This is a genomic window from Streptomyces sp. NPDC030820, assembly GCF_055572075.1.
Genome location: NZ_JBVIEB010000003.1, coordinates 55,056 through 75,128 on the forward strand (window position 1 = coordinate 55,056; position 20,073 = coordinate 75,128).

The following is a 20,073-nucleotide window of genomic DNA, read 5'->3' on the forward strand; positions in this document are numbered from 1 at the left end:
CCTGAGCGTTCGGTGGATTTCCGGCCAGGACACCTTCCGTGTCGCCCTGTTTCCCTGCACGTCCCCCAAACCTGCGACAGGTTGCGTCTGGCGGCTGTCGTTAGGGTCTTGGTCAAACGACTATCCGGCCGAATCTGTTTCCGTGGCCGCTATTTGAGAATGCGCAAGCTGTACTGGGAAGGATCGTCCATGCTCATCGACGCCGCCAAAGCGGCGACGGGCCGGGTCGCGATAGCCGAAGACTGGCTGCTGTGGAAGCTGGCGGCGCTGCGGTCCGCCGGACTGCCGTTCCAGCGCCTGGACGCCTTCGCCGTGGCGGGGGAGCCGGAACGCCCTTCGGGAACGGAGCGCGACGCCGAGGCCCGGGCCGCGACCAGGGCAGCAGTGAACGCCTTTCTCCTCGACGAGACCTTCGCCTCGGCTTTGACCTGGCAGAACCCCGAGGTCATGGCGAACTGGGCGGCTGACTACGCCGCTTCGGTGCGGGCCGGGCGACCGGCCGAACTGCCGCGGATGGCGCGCCGCGAGACACTGATCGCCCGTTACGCGCAGCGGTACTGCGCGAAGAACGACACGGTCGGCTTCTTCGGGCCAGTCGCCTGGGCCGAGTTGGGCGGCACCGACACGGTGGTGTCCGGCAGCGGCGGGATCATCCGAAGCGCTGTCGGCTTCGAGATCTGGGCGCTGCAGGCGGTCGCGCGCCACTGGAACGCCGACCCCGAGCTGCGCCCCTTCCTGCCCGTGCGGATCGACCCGGCCGTCACCGTCGCCGGTGACGCGGCCCGGCGCCCACGGCGTCCGCTGCTTGCCCTACCCCCCGGCGCTGCCCGTCTGCTGGCGGGTCTGCCCGCATCGGTCGAGGAGCTGACGGACCGCCACGGCGAAGGTGCCGGGGCGCTCATCGACCAGCTCGCCAGGGAGCAGGTGGTCCGGGTCGGCTTCGCCGTACCCATCGACGGCACTCCCGAGCGTCACCTCCGTGAGCAGGTTGAGCAGATCACCCATGCCCCGGTGCGCCGACGCCTGCTGGCCGTACTCGGGGAACTCGAGGCAGCGCGTGCCGCGGTGGCGGCTGCCCGCGGTTCCTCCGCTCTCGCCGAGGCACTCGGCCTCGCGGACACGGCCTTCGGCGGAGCCATCGGCGCCCTGCCGGCGTCCGAGGAGCGGGGAGCCGCCGAACCGACGCCCGTCCGGCGCCGACCGGCTGCCCAAGAACGCGCCGCCCGCTCTTCTGCCTTGGCGGCCGGCGGCCGCACACCTCTCTACACCGACTGCCGCCGTGACCTCGACGCGGTCATCGGGGACGACGCCCTCAACGCGCTCGCCGGGCCGCTCTCCGTCGTTCTCGACGCCGCCCGCTGGCTGGCGGCGGAGATCGGGCAAGCGGCGAACGAGGAGTTCATCCGCCGGTACCGGGAACTGCGCCAGGGACGTGAGGTCGTCACGCTGGCGGAGTTCCAGCTTGCCTGCGCCGATGTCCTCGACCCGGCCGCCGAGCTCTATGCGGAGGTCCGCACCGACTTCCAGCTGCGCTGGGCCGAGATCCTGCCCGAGGGCCCGGATGACGCCGTCGTTCCGGTGGACCGCGCCCGCGAGCTGGCCAAGGTGCTCTTCAAGCCCCGTGGCCGACTGTGGGCGGCGGCCAAGGTTCACAGTCCCGACGTCCTGCCCCGCGTGGCGGAAGACGGCAGCCTGCACTGGGTTCTCGGAGAACTCCACGTTGCCCTCAACACCCTGGAGAGCCGGGTCTTCGCCACCATGGCGGACGACGCCCGGGCACTGACGCAGGCGGTCGCCGACGACGCGGTACCGCATCGTGTGGTGCCCGTCTATCCCGCCTCCGCCGCGGAGATCAGCTCCCGGACGTACCCGCCGCTCGCGCTCGATCCTCCGGGGATGTACCGCTACTGGTCGTACGGGTCCGACGACGGGCATCCGTCCGGTGCCCCCAGTACACCCGCGAGCGACCTCGTCGTCCACGAGGCGGACGACGACCTGCTGGCCACGTCGGCTCAAGACGGGTGGCAGGCCCCGGTGGTGGAGTGTTTCGGCGAATTCCTCACCGCGGTGGTCGTCAACATGTTCAAGATCAGGTCGCCCCGGCGCAGCGCTCCCCGGGTCGCCATCGGTGACCTCACGGTCTGCCGTCGGCAGTGGCGGGTCGATGCCGCGGAGACCGGTCCGCTCCCCGAGCGCAGCAGGGACCCGGTCCAAGGCGCGCTGCGCGAGTGGGCGGCGCGTCGGGGGCTGCCCCGGCATGTGTTCGTGGGCAGTCCGCTGGAGCCCAAGCCCTTCTACGTGGACTTCCAGGCACCCGCGCTTGTCGACAACTTCGCCCGAGCAGTCCGCCGCGTCGCCGCCCTTCCACCGGGCCGGGCGCACCTCGACATCGCCGAGATGCTTCCTGCGCCGTCGGAGCTCTGGCTGAGCGACCCCGAGGGGGGCCGCTACACCTCGGAGCTGCGGATCGTCGCGGTCGACCAGCACATGTACCCGGCGGCGTCCTGGGCGGTGGACGGGGCGCGCCAGCACCAGGAGGGGGTTGGACTTGCCGCCCGTTGACGGCACCGATGAGCTGCTGCTGCACCGGCTCTTTGCCCGGGCCTGCCGCAGATTCCCCGAGCGGACCGCTGTCGTCGCCGGTCGGCAGCGACTGAGCTATGCGCAGCTCGATGCAGCGTCCGACCAGCTGGCACAGCGGCTCATCGCGGCCGGGACCGGTCCCGGCGTGCCGGTCGCCGTACTCGTGGACAAGGAGCGGGTGGAGTCCGCCGTCGCGGTCGTTGCCATCTGGAAGGCGGGCGGTTGCTACCTGCCGATCGACCCGGCGACACCGACCGCCCGGATCCACGCCATGCTCACCGCGGCCGAGCCCGCGGTGCTGATCGGCGGGGCGGAGGACAGCGCCCCGCACGCTGAGCTGGTCGGCCGGGTCGAGCCATGGCTGCCGTGGTGGGAGAGCGGGGAAGCACCGTGCCCCCCGCGGACGCGCGTGTCACCCGACGACCTGGCCTACCTCGTGCACACCTCGGGTTCGACCGGCCTTCCGAAGCCGGTCGCCGTTTCGCACCGTGCACTGGCGACGATCTACCACGCCTGGGCCCACTGCTACCAACTGGCCCCGGAGCCACGCGTCCACCTGCAGGCGGCGGGACCGGCCTTCGACGTCCATGTCGGGGACATCGCCCGTGCGCTGCTTTCCGGCGGCTGTCTGGTGCTCTGTCCCAAGCGCGTCCTGCTGGATCCGCCGTCGCTCGCCGATCTCATAGCCGCGAACGGCGTCGACACCGTCGAGTTCACCCCGGCCGTACTGCGGCTCTTCGCGTCGTGGCTCGCCGCGGAGAAGAGGGCGACGCCGTCACTGCGGCTGCTGATCTCCGGTGGCGAGCGGTGGACCGTCCGCGACTACCAGGCCGTGCGCGCGGCGTTCGGCCCCCGGGTGAGCATCGTCAACTCGTACGGGGTGGCCGAGGCGGCCATCGACAGCACCTGGTGCGAGGTCGACGACGGACTCCTGCGCAGCCTGCCCGACGGATCGGTCCCCATCGGCCGGCCCTTCCCGGGAGTCCACGTCCGAGTGCTCGACCGGACCGGCCGGGACGTCGGCGACGGAGAGACCGGCGAACTGTGGCTCGGCGGTGCCACCCTGGCGGCCGGCTACCACCGCAGACCCGACCTCACCGCGGAGCGGTTCGTCGCCGCCCCCGACGCTCCCGGCGGCCGTCTGTACCGGACGGGCGATCTGGTACGGCGCGTCGGCGGGATGCTCGTCCACGTCGGACGGGCTGACGACGAGGTCAAGGTCCGAGGCGTGCGGGTGCAGCCGGCCGCCGTGGAGGCGACCCTCGCCGCTCACGAGGCGGTCCAGGCGGCCGTCGTCGCCCGTCACGAACAGGCGGGGGAGGCGGTGCTGATCGCGCACGTCGTCGCGCGCAGCGACGAGGAGCCGCAGGCACTGGCCGACCGATTGCGGCGCCACTGCGCCGAGACCCTGCCCGACGCCATGGTGCCGGCCGAGGTCATCCGCCACGACCGACTGCCGCTCACCCCCTCGGGCAAGGTCGACCGCGACGCCCTGCGACGGTCGCGGGGCGGGGACGAGCAGGCGTCCGCCGACGGCACGTCGACCGAGGAACTGCTCGTCGCGGCCTGGACCCGGTTGATCGGCCGCCCGCCGCGCGATCTCGACGAAGACCTGTTCGAGGCGGGCGGCAGCTCCCTCACCGCGGCGCTCCTCGCCGTCGCCGTACGGGAACGGACGGGCGCGTGGATCCCCATGGCGGCGGTCTTCGCCGCACCGACCATCAGAGCACTCGTCAGGGCGGTCCATGACCAGGCCCGTGCCGACACGCCCCTCCCGGCCAGTGACGCCGAGGTCGGACCCCTCGACCCTGAGCAACGGCGGCTGTGGCTGTTGCACCAGATCCGTCCCGACGACCCCACGTACAACCTCCCGACCCTGTTGCACGTCGACGGGCCCCTGAAGACCGACGTCCTTCGTGAGGCGTTCACCTACCTGGTGGCCCGGCATGAGGCCCTGCGCACCGCGTTCGAGAACGGACCGGACGGACCGGTGATGCGGGTGCTGTCGCAGGTCCGCGAAGAATGGGAGGTCGTCGACGCCGCATCGGACACCGCGGCGTCGGTGGTCGAGGAGATCGTCCGGCGGCCCTTCGACCTCGGCCTCGGACAGGTGGTCCGGGCCGCCGTGGTCCGGCATGGCGCGGACCGCTTCGACCTCCTCCTCGTCGTCCACCACATCGCTTTCGACGGTTGGTCGGAGCGCATCCTGGTGGAGGAACTGGGGGCCGTCTACAACGCCCTGCTGGCGGACCGAAAGCCCGACCTGCCGGAGCCCGCGGTGCGCCCGCTCGACCTGAGTGCCCGGCGCAACGCTCGGCTGGCCGGAGAGCCTGGTGACACCCAGCGGGCCTACTGGAGGGAGCGGTTCGCCGATCCGGTACCGACGCTGCCGCTACCGGTCCGCGATCCCGGGCCGGAAACGGCGACGCCCCGGGCCGCGACGCTGCGCCGCGAGCTCGGTCCGGTCGCGGCCCGGGCGGTGTCCGAGACGGCCGCGGCGCGCCGGACCACCGAGCACGTGGTCATGCTGGCCGCGTTCGCCCTGCTGCTGAGCCGGTGGTCGGGCCGCCGGGACCTGGTGGTCGGCGTGCCGTACGGCGACCGGGACCTGCCCGAGACGCAGCGACTGGTCGGTTTCGACGTCGCCACGTTGCCGCTCAGGTTCTCCGTCGCCCCGGAGACGGACTTCGACACGCTGCTGCGTGAGGTGCAGTCCGGATTCACCGACGCCCTCGCCAACTCGGAGATCCCGTACGACGAGATCGTCCAGCAGGCGCGTGGGCCGGAGACGGACCAGGCCCCGCTGTTCCGCGCCTGGTTCAACTGGCTCGGGCGCCCGATGGAGCCGCCGTCCATGGCCGGCCTGCGGGTGACGGTCGGGGAGCCGCCGATTCCCGGCGCCCTGTTCGATCTGTCGATGTACGTGACCCGGTACGACTCGGGTCACCGGATCGATCTCGTCTATGACGCCGACCGCTTCGACGAGGCAATCACCGAGGAGTTCGCGGACCAGTACCTGGCGCTGGTCGCCGCAGTGTGTGCCGCGCCGGGCGAGCCGGTGGGCAGCCACCGCCTTGCCGCGCCGGAGCCCGCCTGGCCCGATCTCCGTGACGACGTGCCCGACCTTCTGGCCGGCCTGACGCGGGTCGCCACGGCGTCTGCCCGGGAGACCGCGGTCGTCGGTCCCGAGCTGGAACTCAGCTATGCCGAGCTGTACGCACGTGCCGGCGCCTTCTGCGCCGCCGTCACCGCTGCCGGGGCCGGGCCGGGAACAACGGTCGGAATCTACGCGGCCCGCACGCTGGAACTGGTGCCCGCGCTCCTCGGAGTGCTCGGCGCCGGTGCCGCCTTCACGATCCTCGACGCGAAGTACCCGGCGGCACGCCTGGCGGCTCAGTGCCGGTCGGCGGACGTGAGCGTCGCCTTGGCGGTCGGAGCCGATGCCCCGACCGAGCTGCGGGCCGCGGTGCCGGACTGGCCCGCCGTCCCGGCGGATGCGCAGATGCCGTGGCCGTTGGCACCGTCGAGTCCGCAAACGCCGGCCTATGTGGCGTTCACCTCCGGTACGACGGGCGAACCCCGTGCCGTCGTCGGCAGCTCGCGCCCGTTGGCGCACTTCCTGCACTGGTACGTGAGTGCCCACGCCATCGGGCCCGCCGACCGGTTCGCCATGCTCTCCGGCCTTGGTCACGATCCGCTGCTGCGGGACGTCTTCACGCCGCTGTGGACGGGTGCGACGCTGTGTGTGCCACCCGCCGGGCTCACCAGGGCGTCCCGTGAGTTGCGGGAGTGGCTCGCCGTACAGCGGGTGACGATCGCGCACGTCACTCCCGCGATGTGCCGGCTCGTCGCACTCGCCCGGCAGGCTCCGGTCCTCACCGATCTGCGGCTGGTGTGTTGCTCCGGTGACGCTCTCACGGCGGCCGACGTCGCGGCGATCCGGGACTGGGCCCCGCGGGCCGTCGTGGTGCACGGATACGGCACGACCGAAACGCCGCAGCTGGTCAGTGCGCGCGTGCTCGATCCCGGAGAGCCGCAGTCGGATCCGGTCACGATCGCTGCCGGGGCTCCCGGTGCCGAGGTGCTGGTCCTGGACCGGTACGGCAGGCGCGCGGCGGTGGGGGAGCTGGGCGCCGTGGTGGTGCGCAGCCCGTACCTGGCCTTGAGCGCCGGTGCGCGAGGCGAGCAGGCCGAGGTGTTCGCGCCCGATCCGGTGCCCGGCCACCGTCGGTTCGCCACCGGGGACTTGGGCCGCTACCACTCGCAGGAGCTGATCGCGCTGGCCGGACGCGGCGACGACCAGGCCAAGATCCTCGGAATCCGCACCGAGCCGGCCGAGATCGACCGTGCGCTGCTCGCCCACCCGGCCGTCCGAGACGCAGCGGCCGCCGTCCGGCGGGGTCCCGACGGAGCGCCGAGACTGATCGCCTACGTCGTGCCTGCGGCGGACGGCCCGGCCCCGAGCGTGGAATCGGTCCGTGCCTTCCTGCGGGTCCGCCTGCCGGAGCACATGCTGCCGGTCGCGGTGGTACCGATCCCCCGTATCCCTCTGACCCCGAACGGCAAGACCGACCGAGCCGCACTGCCGGCGCCGCCCCCGGCAACGCCGACGCCGGCCGCAGGGCCGCAGACCGAACTCGAGCGCCTGGTGGCCGAGGTGTGGGCGCGGCTGCTGGGTGTGGACTCGGTACCCGTCGACCGCACCTTCTTCGCTCTCGGCGCCAGTTCCCTGCTGATCGCCCGAGCCCATCAGGAACTCGAAGAGACACTCGCGCGGGAATTCCCGGTCGCGGCCTTGTTCGAGCACACCGGAGTCCGCGCCCTGGCGGCCTACCTGTCCGGCGCCGTCTCGTCGACCCCGGCCCGCTACCGGCGGGAACCCGTCACCCGCTTCGCCGATCTGCGCTCCCGCCGGCTGGCGGCGCGAGCATCAGCGCGACTGAAGGAGAGCAACGCGTGAACACGTACCCGGACGACAGCATCGCGGTGATCGGGTTGGCAAGCCGCTTTCCGGGTGCCAGCAACACCGCGGACTTCTGGGACAACCTGACCAAGGGTCAGGAAGCAGTGACGTTTCCCGAGGATGCGGAGCTGCTCGCCGCGGGCGTGCGCCCGGAGCTGCTCGCCGACGCCTCATATGTGAAGGCGTACGCCGAGACACCCGACATCGAGGCGTTCGACGCCGAGTTCTTCGGGTTCACCCCGCGGGACGCGGCCGTACTGGACCCGCAGATCCGGATGTTCCTCGAGGTGGCGCACGACGCCGTCGAGAACGCCGGATACGACCCCCAGCGCATCGCGGAGGGGGTGGGCGTCTTCGGCTCCACCGGTGTCAACACCTACCTCGATGTGCATGTCCGTGCCGGCGCGGGCTACCAGCTGCTCTCAGCCAGCGGCCTGGCGTCCAGCACGCTGAGCTACCCGGACTTCCTGGCGACCCATGTCGCCTACCGGTTCGGATTCCGCGGACCGGCGCTCACGATCTCGACCGCGTGCTCCAGCTCGGCCGTGGCCACCCACCTGGCCTGCCAGGCGCTCCGGGCCGGAGAGTGCGACTACGCCATCGCAGGCGGATCCGAGGCCGAGATACCCGTGCACCACGGCTACCAGTGGGACCCGGGCGGCCCGATGTCGTCCGACGGCCACTGCCGGCCGTTCGACAAGCATGCCAGCGGAACGGTCTTCAGTACCGGGGCAGGTGCGATCCTGCTCAAGCGGCTCTCCGACGCCATCGCCGACGGCGACCACATCTGGGCGGTCATCCGCTCCTCCGCGGTGAACAACGATGGCGCCACCAAGGCAGGCTTCTCCGCCCCCAGCGTCGTCGGACAGGTGGGCGCGATGGCCGAGGCGATGGCCCTGGCCGGAGTCACCGCCGCCGACATCGACTTCGTCGAGGCTCACGGCACGGGCACCTCACTCGGCGATCCGATCGAGGTGGCGGCGCTCACCGCCGCTTTCGAAGCCGCCGGGGCGGCTGAGCGCACCAGCCCGGTGGCGCTCTCCTCGGTCAAGGGCAACATCGGCCACCTCGGTCACGCGGCCGGGATCTCGGCACTGGTCAAGGCGGTGCTGTGCCTTGCCCACGAGCAGCGCGTGCCGACGGCCAACTTCACCGAGCCCAACCCACGACTGAAGATCGAGCAGTCTCCGTTCAGGGTGGACGACGCCCTCGTGCCCTGGCCGCGCACGCCGGACCGGCCGCGTTTCGCAGCGGTGAACTCGCTCGGTTTCGGCGGCACCAACGCACACCTGATCCTGCAGGAAGCGCCGGTGCCGACCATCGGCGAACCCCACCAGCGGCCCCAGGTGATCGTCTGGTCCGCGCGCTCCGAGCAGGCTGTCCGCGACTACGAGCCGCAGCTCGTCGAGCACCTGAGCGGCGATGCCGCCGCCCCGCTCGCCGACGTCGCGGGCACCCTCCAGGACGGCCGTACGGAGCACCCCGTCCGAGCGGCGGTGGTGGCCGACGAGGCGGCGGAGGTCGCGGAGGCCGTGGCCCGGGACAAGGTGGTCCGGTCGACCGGCGGACAGCGGCGCCCCATCGTCTTCGCCTTCCCGGGACAGGGATCACAGCATCCGCGGATGGCGGCGGGCCTCCACGGTGCGGACCCCGTCTTCACCCGGACGCTGGACGAGTGCTTCGAGCGGTTCGAGCGTCTCGGCACCTCGGGTACCGCCCTCCGCGAAGCGTGGTCGGCGGGAGACGCCGAGGCGCTGGTGGACACGGCGGTGGCCCAGCCGCTGCTGTTCGCCGTCGAGTACGCGCTGGCCGCCATGTGGCGGTCCTGGGGCGTGGAGCCGGCCGGGGTGGTGGGGCACAGCGTGGGCGAGATCACCGCTGCCGCCGTCGCCGGCGTTCTGGAACCCGATGACGCGGCCCGCCTGGTGCTGGCCCGCGCCACGGCGATGGCGGCGATGGAGCCCGGTGTCATGGCATCCGTCGCGGCGACCCCGAGCGAGGTCGCGGCGTTGCTCCCCGACGGCGTCACCGTCGCAGTCGTCAACGGGCCGCGGCAGACCGTGGTGGCCGGCGCGGCCGACCGAATGACCGAGGCGCTCGCGGTGCTCGACGAAGCCGGCCTCTCCTGCCGCACGTTGGCGACGTCGCATGCCTTCCACAGCCCGTCGATGGCCGCGGCCGTCGACATGTTCGCGGCGGCGTTCGACGGTGTGGTGCTGCGCGAGCCGCAGGTGCCGATGGTGTCGGCGGCCACTGGCGAGCAGGTGTCCACGCAGGCGCTCGATCCGATGTTCTGGGCGCGCCAGCTGGTGGAACCGGTCCGCTTCGATCTGGCGCTCGACCAGGTGCTCGGTGACTCGGGCGCGCTGGTCATCGAGGCCGGGCCCGGACGCGTGCTGACCAGCCTGGTACGGCAGTATCCGGCGGACCGGTCCGTCCTCGCCGTGCCGACGCTCACGCGTACGGGCGAGGGGGACGATCTGCGGGCCGCGCTGTCGGCGGCCGCCACCGTGTGGGTCGAGGGCCACACGGTCGACTGGGAAGCGATCCGCGGCCGGCGACCGGTGCGCCGGGTGCCGCTGCCGGGCTACCAGTACCAGCGCTCCAGGCACTGGCTGGAACTACCGGGCACCGCCGAGACCTCCGCCCCCACCGAGTCCCCGCGTCCGGAACCGAATCCCACGGAGGAGCCCGTGACCTCTGCCGGAGCCGATCCGTTCACGACCTTCACCTGGGTCGAACGCCCCCACCTGGAGCCCTCCGTCCACGGCGAGGATCTGGGGACGGCGCTGGCCCTGCTGCCGGAGGAGCCCGAGGACGCGCTGCGGGTCCTGCTGAGCCTGCGTCAGGCCGGTTACCGGCCCGTCGGGGTGCGGACGGGCAACGTGTTCGAGGCGGCCGACGACGAGTTCCGGGTACGCCTCGCATCCGAGGACGACCTGGACCGCGTTTTCGAGGCTCTGGCGCATCGCGGGGAAGTGCCGCGGTTGCTGGTGCACGCGCTGACGGTGCCCGCCTGGCCGCAGCCGACCGCGGGCAATGCCGCGGGACAGTTGGACGAGGCCTACCACAGTCTCACCGCGCTGGTCCGCTGCGGCACCCGTCATGTCGGGACCGGGGGCGTGCTCGTCATCACCGGCCGCTCGGCGGATGTGACCGGTGCCGAGCCGGTCGACCCCGTGAAGGCCGCACTGCACGGCGCGGTCCGCACCCTGGCGCTCGAGGCACCGGAGCTGACGTGCCGTCTGGTGGACGTCTGCGACTCCTACCGCGAGGAGGACCTGGCGGCCGAGATCGCCTCCCCCGCGCCGGAGCCGGTGGTCGCACTGCGCGGCCGGGGGCGGTGGGTCCGCGCAGAACGGGTGTACCGTCCGGCCGCGTCGCCGGCTCCGGCACTCCGCCGCTGCGGCGTCTACGTGCTCACCGGCGGATTCGGCGGACTCGGCGGCGCTGTCGCCCAGGCCCTCGCCGGCACCGGCATGCGCCCCCACCTGGTGCTCGCCGGACGCAACCTGCCCTCCCCGGAGCGCCTCAAGGCGCAGACCGCGCAGCTGGAACGCCTCGGTGCCACGGTGCAGGCGGAAGCCTGCGACATCGCCGACGGCCGGGCGGTCCGGCGGCTGTTCGACAAGGTCAGGGCACGGCACGGAGCCGTCAACGGCGTCGTGCACCTCGCGGGTATCGCGGGAGACGGCCTGCTGCTCGGCCGGCGCCGAGAGGAGGCCGAAGCGGTACTGCGGCCCAAGGTCCAGGGGACGCTCGCGCTCACCGAGGCCTTGTCCGACCACCCTCCGCTCGACTTCATCGTCCTCTTCTCCAGCCGGGCCGCCCTCAACGGCCTCGTGGGCAGCGCCGACTACTCGGCGGCCAACTGCTTCCTCGACGCCTATGCCAGGTCCTTGACCCGTGAGGGCGTCACGGCGCTGAGCGTCAACTGGCCCTCATGGCGTGACGCCGGCATGGCGGCGCGGGACGACCGCCCCGCGGGCACCCGTGTGTGGACCGGCCGGCTGGACGCGGCCACCGACCCCATGCTCGACGAGCACCGGGTCGGTGCCAAGCCGGTCATGCCGGGCACCGGCCACCTCGACATGGTGGTCCGCGCGTTCCGTGAAGCGATCGGCCCTCGGCGCACCCCCGTGCGCCTGAGCGATGTGGTGTTCCAGCAGGCCCTGGTGGTGGAACGTCCCCGGGACGCCGAGATCGCCTTCGAGCCGGACGGAGCGGGCTGGCACTTCACCCTCTCCTCGCGGACCGCGGAGGGCAGCGGAGCCGCGATCACCCACTCCACCGGGACGATCGCCGTGCTCGACACGCCCCGGCTGGCACCCGGCAGCGACCTCCCGGCTCTGCGGGCCAGGCTCAGCACGCCCGCGGTCTTCGAGGTCGCCACGCAGATGAACGACGCGTTCTTCACCTTCGGGCCGCGCTGGGACAACATCGAGAAGGTCACCGTCGGCACGGACGGGCACCTGGAGAAGCTTGTCGACATGGTGCTGGCGGCGCCCTTTGCGCACGAGGTGGCCGACTACCCGCTCTACCCGACACTGCTGGACAACGCGACCGCCGAGGCCCGGACCTCGGGCATCGACGCAGCTCATCTGCCCTTCGGGTACGACGTGTTCGAAGTCTACGAGGACCTCCCGGCCAGGCTGACGAGCCACATCAGGCGCCGCCCGGCCGGTGACGGGCTGATCGTCGCCGACATCGGTCTCTACGCGGCGGACGACGGCCGGCCCGTCGGCAGGATCGACGGCTACACCATGCGCCGGATCAGCGACGACGGGTTCGTCGCGGGGCCGCCGGCCGGGCAGCGTCCGGCTGACAGCGGCACCACGGCGGCTACCGGTGTCGAGGGCATCGCACCGGCAGCCGGCGGACGGCTGTTCCTGGCGCTTCTCGGGGCCGGCCGACCCTCCCAGGTGGCCGTGCGCCCGTACGTCGACGACAGCCCGGTGCCCCTGGCCGAGGCAGAGCCGGCAGGCGCCGTAGCGGTACCTTCGGTTCCTCTGCCGGTCGCCGTCGTACGACCGGCGGTGCCGGCCGCGGATCAGGCCCCGACCGTCGCGCCGGTGCCGGTGATGGTGCCGGCACAGGCACAGGCACAGGCACCGGCGGCCCAGGGCGGCACGGTCCTCGAGCGGCTCGGCGCGCTCTGGACGAAACTGCTGGGCCGCGAGGTCGCACCCGACGACGACTTCTTCGAGCTCGGCGGGTCCTCGCTGACCGCCGTGGAGCTGATGGCAGGCATCAGGGAGGAGTTCGGAATCCGCGTCGGAATCGTCACCATGTTCGACAATCCGACCCTGCGTGCGTTCGCGGATGTGCTCCAGGCCCAGGGGGCGAGCTGACGTGTCCTCGGCCTTGGCGCACGAGCGCCAACTCCCCGTCACCGCCAAGGAACGAGCCCAGTGGATGCTGCACCGGCTGGCGGCCGGACGCGGCATCTGCAACATCGGCTTCGCCCTGCGCGTTGACGCGCCCCTGCGCTGGTGGCCGCTGCAGGAGGCACTGAACCAGATCGCTCGCCGCCACCCGGCGCTGCGCACCACCTTCCCCGGCAACGGCTCACGGTTGACGAGGCGAGTCCTCGATGCCGGCCGGGCACGCATGGCGCTGGAGACGATCGCCTGCGCCGAGGAGGAACTGGACGAGACGCTCACCGAGCTGATCGCCACACCGCTCGACGTCGAGAACGGGCCGCTGGGCAAGGCCTATGCGGTCATGCTTCCCACCTCGACCGTGGTCTGCTTCGTGCTGCACCACCTGATCGCCGACTGGACCACGGCATGGGTGGTCATGCGCGAGACGAGCCTCCTCTACGACGCCTTCGCATCCGGGGGTGAGCTGCCGCCCGAGTTGGCGGGCGAGGTCCCTGCATCCCCGGAATCCGCCCCCGACCAGGAGGCGCTCGACTACTGGTGTTCTCATCTGGCGGGAGCCGACCCGGCCGAGTCGGTCCTGCCCGGGGCCCGGCAGGTCCCCGCCCGCCCTACCTTCGCGGGCGGGCGGCTCGACCGGTCGCTGAGCCGTGAGGCGGTGGCCGCCGTGTCCCGGCTGCGGGCCCGGACCCGTTCCACCGAGAACATCGTGATGCTCGCCGCGTTCTACCTGCTCCTGGTCCGCCACGGCGCCGGCCCTGACCTCGTCGTGGGCGTCCCGGTCAACACGCGCCGCAGCGGCGCGGGAGAGACGCTCGGCTATCACGTCAGCACCCTGCCGCTGCGGGTACCGGTCGACCTGGACGCTCGGTTCGACGACCTGGTGAAGACCGTGCGTTCCGTGTTCCTCACCGGGCTGGAACACGGCGAGGCGTCCTTCGAGGCCGTGCAGCCGATGCTGGAGAACCGGTCGGGGCACTGGCGCACGCCGCTGTTCCACCACTCCTTCAACTTCCGTCCGGCCATGCCGGACGAGGAGCTCAGCATGACGGGCCTTCCGGTGACGCTGCTCGACGTGGGCCACGGACTGAGCCGTCTCGACCTGGAGTTCATCGTCTTCGCCGGGCCCGACGCCATCGACGTCCGCGCCGTCTTCAGCACCGAAGCGCACGACGCCGACGACATCGCGGCACTGCTGGACCGCTACGAGAGTCTGCTCATCGGTCTGGGCGGCGACGCTGCGGCACCGGTCGGCGCCGTGGACCTCACCAGCGAGGACGACCGGAGAATCGGCACCCGGCTGAATGCCACCGCCTGCGACTGGCCGACCCACTCCCCGGTCACCGTTCCCGAACTCGTCTTCGCACAGGCGCAGCGGAGCCCGGACACGCTCGCCGTGGGTGACTGGAGCTACCGTCGGCTGCTGGAGACGGCGGCCGGGGTCGCCGAGCGTCTGACCGAGGCCGGCGTGGGCCCCGGCGACGTGGTCGGTCTCTTCGCGGACCGCGGGCCGCTTGCGGCAGCCGCGGCGTTGGGCGTCTGGACGGTCGGAGCGGCCTATCTTCCGCTCGACCCCGGCCATGCGGCACAGCGCATGGCGCACCAGATCGCCGATGCCGGGGTGAAGGTGCTCGTCACCGACCGGCCGGCGCCGGCGGACTGTTCGGCCGGCCTCGTCGTCGTGCCCGCCGACACCGTCGGCCGGACGGCTCCGCGCGCGCCCGTCCCGGGCCCGTTGGCCTACGTGATCTACACCTCGGGTTCGACCGGCCGCCCCAAGGGGGTCGAGGTCGATCACCACGCCCTCGCCAATGTGGTCAGGCACTTCGCCGACGCCCTGGCACTGACGGCCGAGGACCGGGTCCTGTGGCTCACCACGTTCTCCTTCGACATCTCGGCACTCGAGCTCTTCATGCCCCTGTGCCGGGGCGCCCGCGTCGTCCCGGTGCCGGACGACGTCAGGCTGGATGCCGCCGCACTGGCCGCCGTCATCGACACGGAGAACGTCACGGTGGCCCAGGCAACCCCCACGACCTGGCGCCACCTGGCAGCGGAACCGACCGTCCGACTGCGCGGCATGCGTGTGCTGTGCGGCGGCGAGCCGCTGACGGCCGCGCTCGCCGACCAGCTTCTGAGCCACGGCTGCCGACTGTTCAACGTCTACGGCCCGACCGAGACGACGATCTGGTCGACCGCCGCGGAACTGCACCGCCCGGTGCCGGAACGCGTGCCCATCGGCACGCCGATCGCCAACACGACGGTGACCGTCCGGGACGTCGCCGGCCGGCCGGTTCCGCCCGGCGTGCCCGGGGAACTCTGCATTTCGGGCGTGGGCCTCGCCCGTGGCTACCGTGGCGACGAGGAACTGACGGCCGCACGGTTCCGGCACGACCCCGACCAGGGCCGCTACTACCGCACCGGCGACATCGTGCGGTTGCGTACGGACGGCGTCCTCGAGTGCCTCGGCCGCGACGACCGGCAGGTGAAGGTCCGCGGCCACCGCATCGAACTCGGCGAGGTCGAGACAGCCCTGGAGGAGCACAGCGAGATCGCCACCGCCGTCGCCCTGACCCTTGCCGGGGCGGACGGCACGGTCATCGCCGCCGCCTGCCTTCCCGCGGCCGGCCCCTTGCCGCCCGAGCAGGCCGACGCGCTCGTCGTAAGGCTCCACGCGCACGCCCGCGGACTGCTGCCGACGGCGGCGGTGCCGGCGCGCTACCTCGTGGTGGACGAGCTCCCGCTGACCGGCAACGGAAAGATCGATCACCGCGCGCTGGCCGAGCGGTTCACCCTGCTCCCGACCGCTGAACCGGCCCAGCTGCCCGATGACCCGACGCTGCGCGTTCTGGTCGAGGCCTGGCGCGAGATCCTCGGTGATCCCCGGCTCGGCGTGTCCTCCCACTTCTTCGCGTCCGGCGGCCACTCCCTGGCAGCCGTCCGGCTGGCTGACCGGATCGGGCGCGAACTCGGCGAGGACATCGGTTTCGATGCCGTCTTCCAAGCACCGACCCCCGCGGACTTCGCCGTCTGGCTCGGCGAGAAGAGACCACAGACATGACCTACACCATTGACGACACGGCGTGGTTCCTGCCGCTCGCGGCCGACAGCGAACGGCGGGTCTTCGGATTCCCGCACGCAGGTGCCGGATGCGCCCAACTGGTGCCACTGGCCCGTGAGCTGGCGGGACACGGCCTGGCACTCTGGTCGGCCAACTTGCCGGGACGCCAGGCCAGGCTGGCCGAGCGGCCACGCACCGACCTCGCGGAACTGGCCGGGGAGCTCGCCGACGCGCTGGCGGACCTCTTGGACGGCAGGCCGTACAGCCTGTTCGGCTACTGCGGTGGCGCGCTGGCCGCCTTCGAAGTGACCCGCATACTCGCCGACCGTCAACTGCCATTGCCCCGCCGGCTGTTCATCGCCTCCTTCGAGGCGCCCGACATCGCCCGCCGCCCCTACCGGCTGCCGACGATGCCGTCGAGCGCGCTCTGGTCGCATCTGGCCGAGGAAGGGGGCGTCTCGGGCGAGGTCGCCACCGACGAGCGGCTGCGTCGGCTCGCGGAACCGGCTGTCCGCGGCGACTTCACCTGGCTGGGGCACTACCGGTACCAGCCGGGGCCGGCCCTGCCCGTACGGATCGTCGTCCTGCACGGCCGACACGACACCGCCACGCCACGGGGCGCACTGCTGGGGTGGCGCAGACACAGCACTTTTCCGGTGCAGCTCCGCCCGTTCGACGCCGGGCACTGGCTCCTGGAGGACACCTGCCCGGGTGTCGCGCAGGCGATTGCGGAGGGTTTCCCCGCGGACGAGAGGAGCTCCCGATGACCGGACCGGTGGACGAGGGCGCGCAGGCCCTCTGGATGCTCCAGCAACTGGTTCCGGACATCGGTGTGTCGAACGCGGCTGTCGCCATCGAGCTGGAGGGACCCGCACGCTGGTGGCCGCTGCAGGAGGCGCTGAACCTGCTGACCGCGCGCCACCGGGCGCTCCGTCGGGAATTCCTGCTCCGGGACGGCACGGTGGTCAGCCGCGAGCTGCCCGTCGACGGCATCGGCCTCGAACTGGACATGCTCGCCAGCGACCCACAGCGGATCGAGGCGGATCTGCGGGCATACGCTGCCCGGCCGTTCCGGCTCGACCAGGCACCGTTGGTGCGGGTCGGTCTGTTCACCGTCACCGCACAGCGGCAGGTCCTGTGCCTCGCCGCTCATCACATCATCGTGGACGCCGCCAGTCTGGGCCGGCTGACGGCGGAACTCGGCCGGGCCTATCTGGAGATCGCGGAGAACGGCGAGCCGTCCCCACTGCCGGAACCGGTCGAGGTGTCCTCCTTTGACGCCGAATCCGCCCGCGAGTACTGGCGCGAGCACGTGGCCGGCTTCGACCCGGTGGCGATGCGCCTGGACGGCGCCCGCGAGCCCGGAGCGGAACCGACCTTCGCAGGGGACCAGCTCGAGCGCGACCTGTCGCCCGAGGCCGCACGAGGTCTGGCGGCGTTGCGCGGCACATGCAAGGCCACCGACGCCATCGTCCTCCTGGCCTGTTACTACCTGCTGCTGCGCCGCCACGGCGCGGCCGCCGACCAGGTCATCGGGGTCATGGCCGACACCCGCGGCGGGCGGGAGGCGGATGCGATCGGTTACCACGTGGCCACCCTGCCGCTGCGCGTGGAGGTTGCCGACGAGCTGCCCTTCGTCGACCTCGTCGCACGAGTGGCCGCCGCCCTCGTCTCGGGCCTGGAACACGGCCGGACCTCCTTCGAGACGGTCACCGCCTCGTCCGCCGGACCGGTCGACGGCCCGGCGTGGTGGCGCTCCCGGCTCGTACGGCATCAGTTCAACTTCAGGCCGGAGCACCCGACGCACCATCCCGCCGGCCAGGGGTCACGGCTGCGTGAGGTGGCCACCGGTCTCAGCCGGTTCGATCTGGAGCTGACCGCCCAGCCGGTGGGTTCCCGGCTCACCGTCAAGCTGCTCTACAGCAGCGAGGCCCACAGCGCGGCATTCGCCGAGGCCTTTCTCGACCGCCTCGACGCGGTCCTCGTCCGGGCCGCGGCCGATCCCGGGTGCAGGGTCGGCGACATGGACCTGCGCACGGAACGGGACCGGCGGCTGGCGGAGGCCGTGAACCGCACCACGGTGCATTGGCCGGGGCCACAGAGCGTGCTCGGCCTGTTCTCCGCGGCTGTGCAGGCCGCACCCGATGCCACGGCGGTCGTCGACGGCGCGCACAGCGCCACCTACCGGGAGCTCGCCGCCGCGGCGGCCGGCTGGCGCGCCCGGGTCGAGGCGGCGGTGAACGGTCCGGACGCGGTCGTCGCCATGGCCTTGCCGAGGGGCATCACGGCGGCGGCGGCCGTCCTGGGAGTGTGGGCCGCCGGAGCCGCCTACCTGCCCTGCGATCCCGGACACCCCGCTGATCGGCTGCTTCACCAGCTTGACGACGCCGGATGCCGGACCGTCATCGGCGCCGAGTACCTGCCACCCGCGTGCCGTGAAGGCCGGGTCCTGCTGGACGCTCCCGAAGGGCCCGAAGACGACGCCGAGCTCGTGGTCGGTTCCCGACCCGGTCATGAGGACTGTGCCTATCTCATCTACACGTCCGGGTCGACCGGTCGGCCCAAGGGCGTTCGCCTGTCCCACGGCAATCTGGCCAACGTGGTACGGCACTTCGCTGCCGATCTCGGCGCCGGACCGGACACCAGCACGCTGTGGCTCACCACGTTCGCCTTCGACATCTCCGCTCTCGAGCTGTGTCTGCCGTTGGCCGTCGGCGGCCGGGTGGTCGTCGCCCCGGACGAAGCCCGGGGCGAGCCACGGGTACTGGCCGAGCTCGTCGAGCGAGAGCGGGTCTCGGTCGTTCAGGCCACACCGACCACATGGCGCCTGGTCGCGCGGCACCTCGAGGGGCGCCTGTCCGGTCGTACGGTCCTGTGCGGCGGTGAGCCCCTGACCAGGGCGCTGGCCGACCAGTTGCTGCGGACCGGCGCGCGGGTCCTCAACGTCTACGGCCCCACGGAGACGACCATCTGGTCGACGACGGCGCCGATCGAGGCGGGGGCACCGGTCACAGTGGGAACACCCCTGGCCAACACCTGGATCCGTGTCCTCGACGAACGCGGCCGAGAGCTGCCGACCGGACTCACCGGGGAACTCTGCATCGGCGGCGCCGGAGTGGCGGCCGGTTACCACGAGCGGCCGGAACTGACCGCTGAATGCTTCCGCGTCGACCCGGAGCTGGGCCGCTACTACCGCACCGGCGACCTTGCGCGCCAGCGGCCCGACGGCACGCTGGAACTCGTGGGGCGGGCCGACCGCCAGGTGAAACTGCGCGGCCATCGCATCGAGCTGGGCGAGGTGGAGAGCGCCCTGCTGCAGCACCCGGAGGTGGACGGGGCGGCCGTTCTCCTGCTGGGCGATCCGAGCGGCACCGGGTCCCTCGTCGGCTATGTGGTGGCGGACGACCGTCCCGGCCTGGTGCAGGACGTCTGGACCCATGCCAGTCGCGTACTGCCCGGCTACAGTGTGCCCGCCCGCCTCGTGATCCTGTCCGAGCTGCCGACCACCGCCAACGGCAAGCTCGACACGGCCGCCCTGGGGCGGTTGGCCGCCGCCGAGCCCGAGCAGCCCGCCTCCGCGGAGGAGCCGGGCGACGAGCTCGAGCACACGCTGCGGGACCTATGGCGGGAAGTCCTGGATCGCCCCGGGACCGGAATGCAGTCCAACTTCTTCCTGTCCGGCGGAAACTCACTGCTCGCGGTCAGGCTCGCCGCCGAGGCGGCGAGCCGCTGTGGCACGCCGGTCACGATGGCGATGGTCTTCCGCGCCCCGACCCCGGCGGCGATGGCCCGGCTCATCCGCGAGTCCGGGCAGCAGCATCAGGCCGACGGCGAGGCCGAACTCGTCTCCCGGGTCGTCCGGGAGACAGTGGGATTCGAGATCCCGGAGCGGGCGAGCTTCTTCACGGTGGGGATGACCTCGGCGCTCGCCGTACAGGTGCACGCGCGTCTCCAACAGGAACTGGGGCGGGACTTCCCCGTGACGGACGTCTTCAAGTACCCCACACGCCGCGCGTTGGCGGGGCACCTCGCCCGACTCGCGGCCGCACACCGCGCCCAGTGAGGCCATCGATGTCAGGAACTGCAGA

At 72.2% G+C, this 20,073-nt stretch carries 6 protein-coding genes; all 6 read left to right on the forward strand.

From position 1 onward, the window contains the following. Window positions 1-189: 189 nt before the first annotated feature. The 6 genes from ACZ418_RS08775 to ACZ418_RS08800 are packed head-to-tail and all read left to right on the forward strand — an operon-like array spanning window position 190 to window position 20,048. Window positions 190-2,562, forward strand: a complete 2,373-nt coding sequence (locus ACZ418_RS08775) for a lantibiotic dehydratase (protein WP_468359118.1) — start codon at window positions 190-192, stop codon at window positions 2,560-2,562. Further along, window positions 2,549-7,543, forward strand: a complete 4,995-nt coding sequence (locus tag ACZ418_RS08780; RefSeq protein ID WP_468359121.1) for an amino acid adenylation domain-containing protein — start codon at window positions 2,549-2,551, stop codon at window positions 7,541-7,543. The genes ACZ418_RS08775 and ACZ418_RS08780 overlap by 14 nt, the downstream gene beginning before the upstream one ends. Continuing rightward, window positions 7,540-12,897, forward strand: coding sequence for an SDR family NAD(P)-dependent oxidoreductase (locus tag ACZ418_RS08785; protein WP_468359124.1), 5,358 nt, complete (start codon window positions 7,540-7,542; stop codon window positions 12,895-12,897). The genes ACZ418_RS08780 and ACZ418_RS08785 overlap by 4 nt, the downstream gene beginning before the upstream one ends. Window position 12,898: 1 nt before the next feature. Then, window positions 12,899-15,985, forward strand: coding sequence for a non-ribosomal peptide synthetase (locus ACZ418_RS08790; protein WP_468359127.1), 3,087 nt, complete (start codon window positions 12,899-12,901; stop codon window positions 15,983-15,985). After that, window positions 15,982-16,752, forward strand: coding sequence for a thioesterase II family protein (locus tag ACZ418_RS08795; RefSeq protein ID WP_468359130.1), 771 nt, complete (start codon window positions 15,982-15,984; stop codon window positions 16,750-16,752). The genes ACZ418_RS08790 and ACZ418_RS08795 overlap by 4 nt, the downstream gene beginning before the upstream one ends. Next, window positions 16,749-20,048: a non-ribosomal peptide synthetase gene (locus ACZ418_RS08800; protein ID WP_468359133.1), complete on the forward strand. Its 3,300-nt coding sequence runs from the start codon at window positions 16,749-16,751 to the stop codon at window positions 20,046-20,048. Before ACZ418_RS08795 ends, ACZ418_RS08800 begins: the two co-directional genes overlap by 4 nt. Window positions 20,049-20,073: the final 25 nt, after the last annotated feature.